The following is a 15,087-nucleotide window of genomic DNA, read 5'->3' as shown; positions in this document are numbered from 1 at the left end:
CAAGGATTGGTACTCCGCCGTCCTTGCTTGTCCGGGTTTGACCCGTTATAGACCCCACACCCGTAACGACCGGTTCTTAGGGCGCGTAGCTCAGCGGGAGAGCACTTCCTTGACATGGAAGGGGTCACAGGTTCGATCCCTGTCGCGCCCACCATCCAAACGCACCTCACACTTTCGAAAACTGCTGGATTTTCAGGCGCCGGGAGACGTTTATTTCCCTAATGCTCCGATTAGTGACAGTTTTATTCGGAACCAGTCGTGTTCACGCCGTGACTCGGCTATAGCTCAATGGTCCAGGACTTTTCGACCGGAAGCTGATGCCAACGAAGACCCGGCCGGTAATCGGCGTGATCGGCAACGCGTATCGCATTGAGAACAGGTTCTCCGTCCAGGCGGTCGGAGAAAACAACCTTCGTGCGGTCGCTGAAGTGGCCAATGCCCTGCCGATGATGTTTGCCGGCACCCCCGACATTACCGATATCGGCCAGGTGCTCGATCTGGTCGATGGCATCCTGCTCACCGGCGCTCGGGCCAATGTCCACCCGACCCGGTTCGGAATGGAAGCCCATGCCCGTCACGAGCCCTATGACAATGGGCGCGATGCGGTGGCTCTGGCCATGATCGAAGCTTGTGTCGCGCGCGGGGTCCCGATCTTCGGCATCTGTCGCGGATTGCAAGAGATGAACGTTGCGTTCGGCGGTTCGCTGCATCCCGAGATCCGCGAGATTCCTGGCCGCATCAATCATCGCATGCCGCGGCTCGAGAGCGGCGAGATCCATCCCGATCCGGCGGTCGTATTTGCCGATCGCCACGACGTGCATCTGACCAGCAACGGCACCTTCGCCAGCCTGCTGGGGCGCGAGACCATCACGGTCAATTCCCTGCATGGTCAGGGCATCGATATCCCTGGCGAGCGAGTGGTGATCGAGGGTATTGCCGAGGACGGCACCATCGAGGCCATCCGCATTGCCGATGCGCCGAGCTTCGCGCTCGGTGTGCAATGGCACGCCGAATATGATCCGCAGATCAATCCGATCAACCGCACGCTGTTTCAGGCGTTCGGCGAAGCGGTGGCCGCTCGCAGGCAGCGTGGGGCCTTCACGGCTGCGGCCGCGCCGCTATCAGCAGGAACGCGCTGAGCGCGGCTGCGACACAAAGCACGGCACCCGCGACCGCCGCTGCGGCAAATGCGGTGATCAGCGCCGGCCCCTTTGCCGCCATGACCGATCCGATCAGCGCCGTGACCACAAGGCCGCCCGTGCGAGCGACCGCGCTGTTGAAGCCCGATGCTGACCCGGTGTGACGTGCATCGACGGACATCAGCACGGCAGTCGTCAGAGGTGCGACAGCGCCGGCCATGCCGATGGCGATGACGACCATGGCGGGGAAGACGCTGGTCCAGTAGCTGGTGTCGGGACCGATTCGGAGTGCCAGCAGAAAACCCATCGCCACAATCACCGGTCCCAGCGTCAGCATGATCCTCGGGCCGGTTCTGGCTGCGAGCGAGCCAGCGAGCGGTGATGTCAAAGAGATGACAAGCGGCAAGGGCAGCAGCGCGGCACCGGCCTGTGTCGCCGTGTAGCCGGCGGCTTCGATCAGGAGAAAAGGCATCAGGACGAACAGCCCACCGAGTGCGCCGTACAACAAGAATGTCAGCAGCGTCAGGCCGACGAAGCTCGCCGACCCGAACAGTGCGAGCGGCATCATCGCGCGTTCGCCCTTACGGCCTTCGATCCACACGAACACAAGCAAGAGCAGGAGTCCTGCGACGAGCGCGCCAAGCGTGAAACCCGTCCAATCATGTGACGTAGCTTCGGTCAGACTCCAGGTCGTCAGGCCAAGTCCCACAGTCGCGAGGATGGCGCCGAGACTATCGAGCGGCTCGTCGCTGTCGTGTCGATCGCGGGGGATGCCTAGCCAGGCAAGCGCCATTGCCGCCAATGCAATCGGCACATTGATGAGAAAGATGAGATGCCAGCTGCCGATGTCGATCAGCCATCCGCCCAACACCGGTCCGAGCGCGCCGGCGGCAGCGCCGCTGGCAGCCCAGATGCCGATAGCGCGGCCCTTGGCTTCGCCGGAAAACGTCTGGCCGAGGATCGCCAGGCTGTTCGGCATCAGCATCGCCGCGCTGACGCCCTGAAGGAAACGCGCGGCCAGCAGCAGAGGCAGGCTGGGCGCCACAGCGCAGGCCAGCGAGGCCAGCGCGAACAGGCCGACGCCCCAGATCAGAAGTCTGCGGCGGCCGAAACGGTCGCCTGCTGCACCGCCGAGCAAAAGAAGTGCACTGAGCGGCAGCAGATAGGCATTGATCACCCATTGCAGGTCGACGGCATCGGCCTGAAAACTCGCAGCAATGGCCGGAAGTCCGACATTCACCACCGATCCGTCGATGAAGGCCAGGCTGGAGGCCAGAATCGTGGTGGTGATCACCAGGCCGGGATGGCTGATATCATCGATCTTTTCCGTGGCGCCGGCGGCGCCTGCGTCACAAAGCGCATGCAAGGCGTTACTCATGACCGGGTTGTAGGGGGAACGGGAGCTCAGAACAAACCATTGTCCTCCGATCGGGCAATTCCGTTTTGGCCCCGATTGTGCAAGCATCCCGGGCGGTCGTGCCGGGGCGCTCGGTAAGAGAGTCGTCGGCGTGAGATCGGACTGTGTTGAGGAGAGGGACTATGAAACGAATTTATCTGTTGGGGACCATGATCGCCGCGGCGGTCTGCACGACGCAGGCGGGCGCTCAGGAGCTCACCGGCACGCTCAAGAAGATCAAGGACACCGGCGCCATCACCATCGGCTTCCGCGATTCCTCGGTGCCGTTCTCTTATCTGGATGACAATCAGAAGCCCGTCGGTTTCGCCATGGATATCTGCTACAAGATCGTCGATGCGGTGAAGAAAGAGCTGAAGAACGACAAGATCGAGGTGAAGCTCAATCCGGTCACCTCGGCGACACGTATTCCGCTGATTGCCAACGGCACCGTCGACCTCGAATGTGGCTCGACCACCAACAATGCCGATCGCCAGAAGCAGGTTGCCTTCACCAATACGCACTTCCTGACGGCCAGCCGCTTCGTCTCGAAGAAGGCCGCCAAGCTCGACAAGATCGACGATCTGAAGGGCAAGTCGGTGGTCTCGACCTCCGGCACCACCAACATCAAGCAGCTCACCGAAGCCAATGCCGCCCGCAATCTCGGCATCAACGTCATTCCCGCCAAGGATCACGCTGAAGCATTCCTGATGGTCGAGACCGACCGCGCTGTGGCGTTCGTGATGGATGACATCCTGCTTGCCAGCCTTGCTGCCGGTGCGCGCGATCCGAGCGCCTATGTGATCTCCAAGGACGCGTTCTCGAAAGCTGAGCCCTACGGCATCATGCTCCGCAAGGACGACGCGCCGTTCAAGAAGGTTGTCGATGCGGCCACTGCCGAGCTCTACAAGAGCCCGGAAGGCGCCAAGATCTATGACACGTGGTTCACGCAGAAGATTCCGCCCAAGGGCCTCAATCTGAACGTTCCGATGGGAGCCGAGCAGAAGAAGGCGTTCGCCAGCCCGTCGGATTCGCCTGATCCCGACGCCTACGCAGCCAACTAACTCTTGCTTACCTCTCCCCGCTTGCGGGGAGAGGTCGTCTTACATGCGCGTAGCGCGTGTAAGACGGGTGAGGGGGAGGCAGCGAGTAAAACACTGGCTCCCCCTCACCCGTCTCGAACGACTCTCGGTCGTTCGATCCACCCTCTCCCCGCAGGCGGGGCGAGGGAAGAAGCAATGGCCCGGCCATTGCATGGGTTTCTGCCTGAGGTTGCCAGGTTTTCGCGTGGACGGCGCGTGGGGGTGAATGCGTGAACTATAACTGGAATTGGGGAATCTTCTGGGATCAGACGCCTGATGCGACGGGGACCTATTTTGGCTCGCTGATGAGCGGCCTTCAGGTCACGATCCTGCTCGCACTCTGCGCCTGGTTCATCGCGTTCGTGATGGGCTCTCTGATCGGCATCATGCGGACCCTGCCTGTGCGCTGGGCGGTGTTTGTCGGCAATGCCTATATCGAGATGTTCCGCAACATTCCGCTGCTGGTGCAGCTGTTCATCTGGTTCTTCGTCATTCCCGAACTTTTGCCCGGCGATCTCGGCATCTGGATCAAGCAACTGCGCAACGGGCCGTTCATTGCGGCGATGCTCGGGCTTGGCTTCTATATGTCGTCGCGCGTCGCTGCACAGATCACCGCCGGCATCAATGCACTGCCCAAGGGCCAGCGCATGGCCGGCACGGCAATCGGCCTCACCACCTGGCAGACCTATCGCTACATCCTGCTTCCGCTGGCCTATCGCATCATCTTTCCGCCGCTGACCTCCGAATTTCTCAACACCATCAAGAACACGGCGCCCGCACTCACCATCGGTGTGCTTGAACTGACGGCACGGGCGCGGTCCATGCAGGAATTCTCGTTCCAGGTGTTCGAGGCCTTCTCGGCCGCAGCCGCCATCTACCTCGTCCTCAGCGCCGTCGTGACGATCGGAATGCGCATCCTCGAAAAGCGCCTGGCGATCCCCGGCTTCAACGAGGGGAAATAAGCGATGTTCAGCAATTTCGATTACGACGTCATCTGGCGCAGCCTGCCCTATCTGTTTCAGCAGGGCATGGCGTTCACCCTCACGCTGACGGCAATTGCGACCGTCTTCGGTCTCATCCTCGGCACCTTGATCGCGATGATGCGGCTGTCGTCCAGCGCCGTGCTGTCAGGCTTCGCGGTGAGCTACGTCAATCTGATGCGCTCGCTGCCGCTCGTGCTGGTGATCTTCCTGTTCTACTTCCTGATGCCCTATGTCGGACAGTGGATCATCCGCTCCGATCAGCCGGTACAGGTCGGCGCCTACGCCTCGACTATCGTGACCTTCACGCTGTTCGAGGCTGCCTATTTCTCGGAGATCATGCGTGCCGGCATCCAGTCGGTGCCGCGGGGGCAGGTGATGGCCGGCTATGCCATCGGGCTCAACTATCGCGAGGTGATGCGCCATGTCGTGCTGCCGCAGGCGTTCCGCAACATGCTGCCGGTGATCTTCACCCAGACCATCGTGCTGTTCCAGGACACATCGCTGGTCTACGTGCTGTCGATCACGGATTTCCTGGGCGCCGCGTCCAAGGTTGCGCAGCGCGACGGTCGTCTCACCGAAATGTATCTGTTCGCGGCGCTGGTCTACTTCCTGATCTGCTTCACCGCGTCATTCTTTGTGAAGCGCTTGCAGAAGCGCATCAGCATCATCCGCTAGCCACTTTCGCTTTCAGTCTTTGCCTCCAACTATCGGTCGCTCATCATGCCCATGATCACCATCGAAAAAGTCAGCAAGTGGTACAACCCGCAGTTCCAGGTGTTGAAGAACTGCACGACGGCCGTTGAGAAAGGCGAGGTGGTCGTCGTCTGCGGTCCCTCGGGATCTGGCAAGTCGACGCTGATCAAGACCGTGAATGCGCTGGAGCCCGTGCAGCAGGGCACCATCATGGTCGATGGACTGAATGTGACGACGATGAAGAAGGACCTGCCGAAGCTACGCTCACGCGTCGGCATGGTGTTTCAGCACTTCGAACTGTTTCCGCATCTGAAGATCGTCGAGAACCTGTGTCTTGGCCAGACCATCGTGCTCGGTCGCTCGGAAGATGCGGCGAAGGCCAAGGCCATGAAGATGCTGGAGCGCGTCGGCCTCACGGCGCATGCGCAGAAATATCCCGGCCAGCTCTCCGGTGGTCAGCAACAGCGTGTCGCCATCGCGCGCGCGCTGGTGATGGATCCGATCTGCATGCTGTTCGACGAACCGACCTCGGCGCTCGATCCCGAAATGATCAACGAAGTGCTCGATGTCATGGTCGAACTCGCCAAGGAAGGCATGACCATGATGGTGGTGACCCACGAAATGGGCTTCGCCAAGAAGGTCGCCAACCGCGTCATCTTCATGGATGCCGGTGAGATCGTCGAAGACGCGCAGAAGGATGACTTTTTCGGTCATCCGCGCAGCGATCGCGCGCAGCACTTCCTGTCGAAGATCCTCGCGCACTGACGCAGGGAGCGGGCGCATACAGCATCGCGCAAGTGCCTCAAGTTTATGCAGATTCTTGAATGCTGCATGACGGGGCAATTAACGAATGTGTCAGAAATGGAGTGGTATCCTTCAACCGTGAGGGCGAGGGCCTATTGGTCCGCTGATTGAACTCCACCGGAGCGATCGGGTCTTTGTCCTCACGGACAATTCCACGACGCCACGTTCTCAGCCTCTGCCCAATGCTTCTCTGACCGTCTTCCAACGACCCGAGCCGAGGCTGCGCGAGCCATGCTTGCGTGCGTCCTGACTTGGCCCTTCTCCGGAAAGTGCATCGCATGATCAAGATCAACAGTGTCGGCAACAAATTGGGTCTTGCCGGTCTCGTTGGCATCTTGCTCTCGGCGGGCGTCGTCGCAAACCAGATGAGGACCGAGAGCGCGATCTCGGAGGTCAACCGTCTGGCCGATGTGCAGCAGAAAATCGCCGATAGCGCGATGGAGGCCGACGGCCAGATGCGCGCCATGCAGGTGGCCAGTCAAGGCCTGCGCATGGCCATCACGACACCCGAGATTGACAAGAACGCGGCCGAGATCAGGGCCGCCAAGGCTGCGCAGGACCGCATCATCGATGCCGCGTCCGCCCTGGCGACCAGGCAGGAATACAAGGACAATTTCGCGAAGATTAAATCGCTGACGTCAACCTATCTCGCCGCTGCCGACGAGATCGTCGGTCTGCAGAAGAAACTGCTCGAGCTCTATCGCAACCGCAACGTCGCCGTGATCGACTGGAACCGGCATCTCGACCAGCTGCGCCTCACCACTGCCGTGACCGAGGCGACGAACTGGCCTGAAGTCGATGGACAGCTCAAGATCGCGGACAATGCCATCAACGCTGTGCAGGCAGCCGCATGGCGTTATGCGTCGATGAATGAAGTCACGCAAAAGGGTCAGATTATCACCCGGGCCAAGGTGCTGACCGACGCACTGGCCAAGGCCAGCGTGTTCGAAGACAGCGAGCTCGTGCAGAGCGGCCTGATCCAGCTCGGCACCGACATGAAGAAATTCATGACGGCCACCGATGAAGCGATCGGCAGTAACGACCAGAAGACCGATATCGTCCGCACCAAAATCACGCCCGCCGCTGCGGCGGCATCTCAACTGGTCGCGCAATCGGTCTCGTCGGCCAAGGCTGCGGTTGGAGAGGCCCGGGCGCAGGCCGCCGAGGAAATGGCACGATCCGGCCAGGTCAATCTCGCGCTCGGCCTCGCGGTCGTGCTGGTGCTGATCTGCACCATGGTGTTCTCCTTTGTCGGCGTCGCACGGCCGATGACGCGCCTGAATGGCGCCATGGGCAAGATGGCGGCCGGCGATCTCGATGTCGTCATCCCCGGCGCCAAGCGTGGCGACGAAATCGGCGATATCGCCAAGACCGTTACGGTCATTCGCGCCAATGCCGAACAGAAGGCACGCGACGAGGCGTCGGCCCGCGTCGACCAGGACAATCTGGCCGCGGCGTCGCGCAAGCGCGAAATGGTCGAGCTCGCCGGGACGTTCGAACGCGCCGTCGGCAATATCGTCGACAATGTCTCCTCGGCGTCGAACAGACTCGAGGAGTCCGCGGGCGCGCTGACGGCAACGGCCGAACAGGCCAAGGAGCTGACCGCTGCAGTCGTTGCTGCATCGGACGAGGCATCCACCAATGTGCAGGCGGTTGCGTCGTCGACCGAAGAGATGTCGTCGTCGGTCAACGAGATCAGCCGGCAGGTCCAGGAATCTGCGAATATCGCCAACTCCGCCGTGGCGCAGGCGCGCAAGACCAATGACCGCGTGGCGGAGCTTGCCAAGGCCGCGGCCCGGATCGGCGATGTCGTCGAGCTCATCAATACCATTGCCGGCCAGACCAACCTGCTGGCGCTCAACGCCACCATTGAAGCGGCGCGCGCCGGCGATGCGGGCCGCGGCTTTGCGGTGGTTGCGTCCGAGGTGAAGGCGCTGGCCGAACAGACCGCCAAGGCGACGGGCGACATCAGCCACCAGATCAACGGCATCCAGGCGGCGACCCAGGAATCCGTCGGCGCCATCAAGGAGATCGGTGACACCATCGGCCGCATGTCCGAGATCGCCTCGACCATCGCCTCTGCCGTCGAGCAGCAGGGCGCGGCAACCCAGGAAATCTCGCGCAATGTTCAGCAGGCAGCGCAGGGCACGATGCAGGTGACGTCGAACATCACCGATGTACAGCGTGGCGCCAGCGCGACCGGATCAGCTTCGACGCAAGTGCTGTCCGCGGCGCAGTCGCTGTCCGGCGAAAGCGCACGGCTCAAGCTCGAAGTCGGCAAGTTCCTGGACTCCGTCCGGGCCGCATAAATTCATGCTTCTCCCATGATGGGGGAAGCCACAACGAAGACGGCGCCCGTCGCCGAAGCCAGATCAGATCCTACCTAGGAAGCCAATGATGTCGCTGTTCAATCTCCGTATCCGCGGTCGCCTCTATGGCGGTTTCGGCGCGCTGGTCCTGTTTGGTCTCGCCAGTTCGGGATTTGCCGTCTGGCAGATGACGGAAGTTGGAACACAGGTCGACTCCCTGAATATCCTTTCGGCCAACACGATCCGCGCCTCGGAGATCGCTTCCGAACTGCACGCGATCCGCGGTGCCGTGTTGCGCTATTCGTTCGATCAGGATGAAGCAGCGCTTGCGGACGCCGACAAGCGTCTCGCCGGCGTCACCGCCAGCCTGGACACGGTGATCAAGACCAGTCGTTCGGAAGAGCGCCGCGCCGCCTACCGCACCATCGAGAAGGACGTCGCCGACGTGAAGGCGCAGCGCCAGGCGCTTGGCGAGGCCATCAAGCAGATGGTCGCCGGCCGGGAAGTGCTGCAGGAAGCCGGCGACAAGCTGTCATCCAGCCTGCGCAAGCTGGTGATCAGCACGCGCAACACCATGTATGGCCAGGGTTCGACCAAGCTCGAATCCGACACGCTGATGGTGCAGATTGCGAATTGGCGCTTCTTCGTCAGCCGCGATGAGAAACATATCGAATCTTTCAAGGATCACGTCCGCATCGCGGAGCAGCAGATTGGCGAAATGGAAAAGATGCAGATGCCGCCGACGCTCAGCGCGTTGTTCGGCACCATCCGCAGCAACCTGAAGAGCTACGCCGCCCAGTTCGAGAAGGCTGCCGCCAGCCTGCAGACGGCAGACGGCATCTTCAACAAGTCGATCAGCCCGACCGTCGTGAAAGCGATCGGCAAGGTCGAGACTATCAAATCCGACATCCAGCAGGTTCAGTCGCAGACCGTCGCCGCAACCAGCAACCGCATGTCGACGACGAGCATGCTGCAGCAGATCGTGGCCGGCGTCGCTACTGTGGTCGGTCTCGCAATCGCCTTCCTGATCGCGCGCGGCATTATTGGTCCTCTGTCGGGCCTGACGGCTGGCATGAAGCGGCTCGCTGACGGGGATTTCAGCGTGGTGCTGCCGGGTCTCGCCCGCAAGGACGAGGTCGGCGACATGGCGCGTGCGGTCGAGACCTTCAAGGTACGAGCCGAGGAGAAGGCGCGCGCCGAAGCCGAAGCCCAGCTGACGCAGGACCAGCAGGCAGCGATTCAGCGCCGCCGGGACATGATCCGTCTCGCGGATGATTTCGAGGGCGCCGTCGGCAACATCGTCGAGAACGTGTCATCGGCTTCGAGCCAGCTCGAAGAATCGGCGGGCGGACTGACTGCGACCGCCGAGCAATCCCGCCAGCTCACCGCCATCGTGGCCGCAGCCTCCGACGAAGCCTCGACCAATGTGCAGGCGGTGGCGTCATCCACCGAGGAGATGTCGTCCTCGGTCAACGAGATCAGCCGTCAGGTTCAGGAGTCGGCCAATATCGCCAACTCCGCGGTGGCACAGGCCCGCAAGACCAATGATCGCGTGGCTGAGCTTGCCAAGGCCGCCGCGCGGATCGGCGATGTTGTCGAGCTGATCAACACGATTGCCGGCCAGACCAATCTGCTGGCGCTCAATGCCACCATTGAAGCGGCGCGCGCCGGCGATGCCGGTCGCGGCTTCGCGGTCGTTGCATCGGAAGTAAAGGCGCTCGCCGAACAGACGGCCAGGGCAACCGGCGACATCAGTCACCAGATCTCCGGCATCCAGGCCGCGACTGAAGAGTCGGTCGGCGCCATCAAGGAAATCGGGGACACCATCGGCCGCATGTCGGAGATCGCGTCGACCATCGCATCGGCCGTCGAGCAGCAGGGTGCGGCGACACAGGAGATCTCGCGCAACGTTCAGCAGGCGGCGCAAGGCACGATGCAGGTGAGCTCGAACATTCTGGATGTGCAGCGCGGCGCGAGCAACACGGGTTCAGCGTCGTCGCAGGTCTTGTCCGCTGCGCAATCGCTGTCCGGCGAAAGCGCGCGGTTGAAGCGCGAGGTCGGCAAGTTCCTGGATTCCGTTCGCGCGGCATAGGACAAAACGTCACACGATCACGCGGGTTCGCCTGTCGAATAAAATACAACTCGCAAACAGCCCGGATGCGTCATCGCATCCGGGCTGTTTGTTTTGGTGAGTCAAACGATGACACGCGCGACAAAAAGTCATTCCACTTTAAAGCGTTTGCGCGGCTGAAATTAACCTGAAGTTCTCGCAACCTGACGATGATCGGATTCGAGATTGCCTCTTGCGTTGCGGGTGCGATTCGCGACGTGCAAGGTTGGCTGTCAGTGGTTCTCCCAAGAAGGGCATGTCGCATGTCGCTATTCAATCTCCGCATCCGTGGCAGGCTGTATGGGGGCTTCGGTGCGCTCGTGCTGTTCGGGTTGGGCATGGCGGGTTTCGCCGTATGGAAGCTCACGGAAATTCGTGACGACGTCTCGGCGATGAATGCCCAGTCCGCCAATGCGATGCGCTCGATGGAGATTTCGGCGGAACTCCAGGCACTTCGCCGCGCGATGCTGCGCTATACATTCGATCAGGACGAGGCGTCATTCGCTGAAGCCGAAAAGCTGCTGACTCAGGTCGGTGGTGTGCTCGAGGAGACGATCAAAGCGAGCTCGGAGGAGCGTCGCGGAGTCTATCGCGAAGTCGAAAAGACGATCAACGATTTGAAGAGCAAGCGAGTCGATCTCGGCAACACCGTCAAGGAGATGCTCGCCAGCCGCAAGGCGCTGCTTGCTGAGGGTGAAAAGCTTCAGGCCGACTTGAAGAAGCTCGTGCTCGCGACGCGTAGCTCGCCATTCGCACAAGGGGCGACCACCCTGCAATCCGAAACTCTGTTGGTTCAGATGGCGAACTGGCGATTCTTTGCAGGTCGAGACCAGGACAATGTGACGTTGTTTGCCAGCAGCGTGAAGAACGCGCAGCAACAGATCGCGGAGATGGAAAAATTTGATATGGCACCGAGTCTTTCAGCGCTGTTCGAATCGATCAAGAAAGGCCTGGTCAGCTATTCCAGCGTGTTCGATAAGGCGTCCAACAACCTGCTGAAGATGGATCAACTCTATTACAACGCGATCACGCCGATGGTGGTCAGCGCCATCCGCAAGACCGACGGCATCAAGACCACGATCCAGCAGGAGGTCGTGAGCGCGACGACAGCCAACGAGCAGCGCATTTCCGGTACGATCACGCTGCAGCAGATCGTGGCCGGCACGGCAACCATCACCGGTCTGCTGATTGCGTTCCTGATCGCGCGCGGAATCATCGGGCCGCTGTCGGGTCTGACGGCGGGCATGAAGCAGCTCGCCGAGGGTAATTTCGGCGTGGTGCTGCCGGGGCTCGGCCGCAAGGACGAGGTCGGCGACATGGCGCAGGCTGTCGAGACCTTCAAGGTCAAGGCGGAAGAGAAAGCCCAGGCGGAAGCCGAGGCACGGATCACGCAGGATCAGGCGGCGGCCTTGCAACGCAAGCAGGACATGATCCGGCTCGCCGACGATTTCGAAGGTACGGTCGGTGAAATAGTCGAGGCGGTGTCGTCCGCGTCGACCGAATTGGAAGCCTCGGCCAGCACGCTGACGTCGACAGCGGATCGGTCGCAGCAGCTCACCACGGTCGTCGCGACGGCATCGGAAGAAGCCTCCACCAACGTGCAGTCGGTGGCGTCCGCCACCGAGGAAATGGCGTCGTCCATCACCGAGATCGGCCGTCAGGTCCAGGAATCCGCACGTATTGCCAATGAGGCCGTGGACCAGGCTCAGAAGACCAATGATCGCGTCGGCGAACTGTCGAAAGCTGCCGGCCGCATTGGCGCGGTGGTCGAGCTGATCAACACCATTGCGGGGCAGACCAACCTGCTGGCGCTCAACGCCACCATCGAGGCTGCGCGTGCCGGAGACGCCGGCCGCGGCTTCGCAGTGGTCGCGTCCGAGGTGAAGGCGCTCGCCGAGCAGACCGCCAAGGCCACCGGCGAGATCAGCCAGCAGATCGCGAGCATCCAGACTGCGACCGATGATTCCGTCTCGGCGATCCGCGAGATCGGCACGACCATCGGCAAGATGTCGGAGATCGCGTCCACGATCGCTTCGGCTGTCGAAGAGCAGGGCGCGGCGACGCAGGAGATTTCCCGTAACGTGCAGCAGGCTGCGCAAGGCACGATGCAGGTCTCGTCCAACATCATCGACGTGCAGCGCGGCGCGAGCGAGACCGGCGGCGCGTCGTCTCAGGTGCTGTCGGCAGCGCAGTCGCTCTCGTCAGATAGCAACCGTCTGAAGCATGAAGTCAGTCGCTTCCTGAACTCGGTCCGCGCGGCCTGAGTTCTCCAACATCGCAATTCACTGGCTTGAGTAACGGTGCGTTCTCCGCACACCGCCACTCAAGCCGCTGTATGCTCCGAGAGAATTCAGGGCCTCGAAATATCCCGTGCAGGGTATCGCATGATGAGATTGCAATTTTAGATCGTTAATTCAGAACCTCTGATGCCTGAACTCGAACTCCATCACTGTCTGAAAAGTCCGAATTGCTCGACGACCATTGCGGTACCGGCTCAATTTGAGTGATGGCATCATCGGCGCGTTAACGTTTGTGTCAGAAGCGCGGTGGTAGGTTCCTGCCCATGAGCAGGTGATTTGATCGATCATCGAACGTATCACCCGCTCATATGAGCCGATGACGCTTCTCGTTCAGGATCGGCTCACGCCAAGCTTCGCGTGCCCGTCGGATTGCCGCCGGGCTGCGCCAAAAATGACAACCGCTTAGCATTCGACCATTTCACGCGACGCCGGACTCCGTCCGGCGAAGGACGACCCGACTCATTTTTCTGCCGCTTCATTCCCAGGGACTGTCATGGCCTTCATCCAGAATCTGCGCATTGGCACGAAGCTCGCGATTGCGTCCGGGCTCGGCATTATTCTCCTCGGTGTCATGATCTATATGCAGACGATGGGAAGCGCAGGCGTTCGCCAGTCATATCAGACGGCCGGCGTCTATCAGGGCATTGCGCAGAACGCTGCCGAGGCCAAGGCCTCGTTCCGCGGCATGCAGATCGGCGTGCGAGACTTCCTCGGGGCAACGAAAGTGGCCGATGTCCAGAAGGCCGCCGACTATTTCACGGCGCGTACTACCGCCGGCCTTAAATTTTCGGCTCAGATGCTCAAGCTTGCGACCGCACCGGACGAGCGCGAACGCATCGGCAAATTCCTCGACATGATGACGACCCTCGGTAAGGGCGGCGACAAGATCGGTGTAATCCGCACAGATATCTTGAATCTGCAGGCGACGCGCAACGAAGCTGGCGAATTGTCTGCGGATGCCTCCGCGCGCATCACCACACTGGGCGCGGAGATCGTGAAGCTCCGCACCGACGTGCTGCTACCCATGAGTGCAGAACTCGACAAGCTGGCTGATACGATCGTCAATCTGGCTAAGGAGAAGGTCGAGCAGCAGACGACCGCTGCGGCGAACGAGGCCGCTGCGACCGAGCGAGACTCGCTGATTCTCGGTGGTGTGGTCGCCCTGATGCTGATCGGGACCTGCGTGTTCTCGGTGTTCACCATCGGGCGTCCGATGCGCGCGCTGAGCCGTTCGATGGAAGAACTCGCCGAGGGCAATTTCGGCGTGGTGTTGCCGGGCTTGGGCCGCAAGGACGAGATCGGCGACGTCGCTGGCGCCGTGGAGAAGTTCAAGGTCAAGGCACAGGAGCGCGCCCGCGCCGAAGCCGACGCTCAAAAGCAGCAGGAGCAGGTCGCCGCCGAGCAGCGCAAGCGCGAGATGATCACGCTGGCGAACAATTTTGAGAGCGCGGTCGGTGAGATCGTTGAAACAGTGTCGTCGGCATCGACCGAGCTCGAAGCGTCGGCCGGCACGCTGACGTCGTCTGCCGAGCGTTCGCAGCATTTGACCACTATGGTGGCAGCCGCTTCGGAAGAGGCTTCGACGAACGTCCAATCCGTGGCATCGGCGACCGAGGAAATGGCGTCATCGGTAAACGAGATCAGCCGCCAGGTTCAGGAATCTGCGCGTATCGCCAGCGAGGCCGTACAGCAGGCCCAGAAGACCAACGACCGTGTCGGCGAGCTATCCAAGGCGGCCAGCCGTATCGGCGACGTGGTCGAGCTGATCAATAGCATCGCGGGGCAGACCAACCTTCTGGCGCTCAATGCGACCATCGAAGCCGCCCGTGCCGGTGAAGCGGGCCGTGGCTTCGCCGTGGTGGCGGCAGAGGTGAAGACGCTCGCGGAACAGACCGCCAAGGCGACCGGCGAGATCAGCACGCAGATCGGCAGCATCCAGTCCGCCACGGACGAATCGGTCAGTGCCATCCGCGAGATCGGCGTCACCATCGGCCGGATGTCGGAAATTTCGTCCACGATTGCTTCGGCCGTCGAAGAGCAGGGTGCCGCCACCCAGGAGATTTCCCGTAACGTGCAGCAAGCCGCGCATGGCACCCAGCAGGTCTCGTCCAACATTACGGATGTGCAGCGCGGCGCCAGCGAGACCGGGTCGGCGTCGTCGCAGGTCCTCTCGGCAGCACAGTCGCTGTCGTCGGACGGCGCGCGGCTAAAGGTCGAAGTCGCGCGGTTCCTCAACTCTGTTCGCGCGGCCTAGGCCGTGCGGGACCAGAACTG

10 protein-coding genes and 1 tRNA gene are annotated in these 15,087 nt (G+C 61.5%); 10 read left to right on the top strand and 1 reads right to left on the bottom strand.

The genetic code is table 11. The features are described 5' to 3' along the window. The first annotated feature begins 79 nt into the window (after positions 1-79). Positions 80-154, top strand: a tRNA-Val gene (locus AB7783_RS19145). A gap of 163 nt (positions 155-317) precedes the next feature. Beyond that, positions 318-1,139 carry a gamma-glutamyl-gamma-aminobutyrate hydrolase family protein gene (locus tag AB7783_RS19140; protein WP_441278503.1) on the top strand — a complete coding sequence of 274 codons (822 nt, stop codon included), beginning with the start codon at positions 318-320 and terminating at the stop codon, positions 1,137-1,139. On the opposite strand, the gene AB7783_RS19135 is transcribed toward AB7783_RS19140, so the two are convergent. After that, a complete protein-coding gene (locus AB7783_RS19135) occupies positions 1,099-2,517 on the bottom strand; it encodes a DHA2 family efflux MFS transporter permease subunit (protein ID WP_441278502.1) in 1,419 nt (472 codons plus the stop codon). The genes AB7783_RS19140 and AB7783_RS19135 overlap by 41 nt on opposite strands. Before the next feature lie 161 nt (positions 2,518-2,678). Here AB7783_RS19135 and AB7783_RS19130 point away from each other — a divergent pair, with 161 nt between their 5' ends. The 8 genes from AB7783_RS19130 to AB7783_RS19095 all read left to right on the top strand — a co-directional run bounded on the left by AB7783_RS19130 (position 2,679) and on the right by AB7783_RS19095 (position 15,067). Next, positions 2,679-3,596 carry an amino acid ABC transporter substrate-binding protein gene (locus tag AB7783_RS19130; RefSeq protein WP_441278501.1) on the top strand — a complete coding sequence of 306 codons (918 nt, stop codon included), beginning with the start codon at positions 2,679-2,681 and terminating at the stop codon, positions 3,594-3,596. A gap of 248 nt (positions 3,597-3,844) precedes the next feature. After that, positions 3,845-4,576 carry an amino acid ABC transporter permease gene (locus tag AB7783_RS19125; protein ID WP_441278500.1) on the top strand — a complete coding sequence of 244 codons (732 nt, stop codon included), beginning with the start codon at positions 3,845-3,847 and terminating at the stop codon, positions 4,574-4,576. 3 nt (positions 4,577-4,579) lie between these two features. After that, on the top strand, positions 4,580-5,272 hold the full coding sequence (locus tag AB7783_RS19120; RefSeq protein WP_068728918.1) for an amino acid ABC transporter permease: 693 nt from the start codon (positions 4,580-4,582) through the stop codon (positions 5,270-5,272). A gap of 51 nt (positions 5,273-5,323) precedes the next feature. Continuing rightward, the gene (locus AB7783_RS19115; protein ID WP_089265828.1) at positions 5,324-6,055 is read left to right on the top strand and encodes an amino acid ABC transporter ATP-binding protein; all 732 of its coding nucleotides are present in this window, start codon (positions 5,324-5,326) and stop codon (positions 6,053-6,055) included. A gap of 317 nt (positions 6,056-6,372) precedes the next feature. Then, on the top strand, positions 6,373-8,403 hold the full coding sequence (locus AB7783_RS19110; protein ID WP_441278499.1) for a methyl-accepting chemotaxis protein: 2,031 nt from the start codon (positions 6,373-6,375) through the stop codon (positions 8,401-8,403). An 88-nt stretch (positions 8,404-8,491) separates the two neighbouring features. Next, positions 8,492-10,495, top strand: a complete 2,004-nt coding sequence (locus tag AB7783_RS19105) for a methyl-accepting chemotaxis protein (RefSeq protein ID WP_441278498.1) — start codon at positions 8,492-8,494, stop codon at positions 10,493-10,495. 281 nt (positions 10,496-10,776) lie between these two features. Then, complete coding sequence (locus AB7783_RS19100) at positions 10,777-12,777, top strand: methyl-accepting chemotaxis protein (RefSeq protein ID WP_441278497.1); 2,001 nt, start codon at positions 10,777-10,779, stop codon at positions 12,775-12,777. 529 nt (positions 12,778-13,306) lie between these two features. Further along, positions 13,307-15,067, top strand: coding sequence for a methyl-accepting chemotaxis protein (locus AB7783_RS19095; protein ID WP_441278496.1), 1,761 nt, complete (start codon positions 13,307-13,309; stop codon positions 15,065-15,067). The last annotated feature ends 20 nt before the right edge of the window (positions 15,068-15,087 follow it).

Source organism: Tardiphaga sp. 172_B4_N1_3 (genome assembly GCF_052076035.1).
GTDB classification, from domain to species: Bacteria; Pseudomonadota; Alphaproteobacteria; order Rhizobiales; family Xanthobacteraceae; genus Tardiphaga; species Tardiphaga robiniae.
This window is presented reverse-complemented; position numbering and strand designations above follow the sequence as displayed.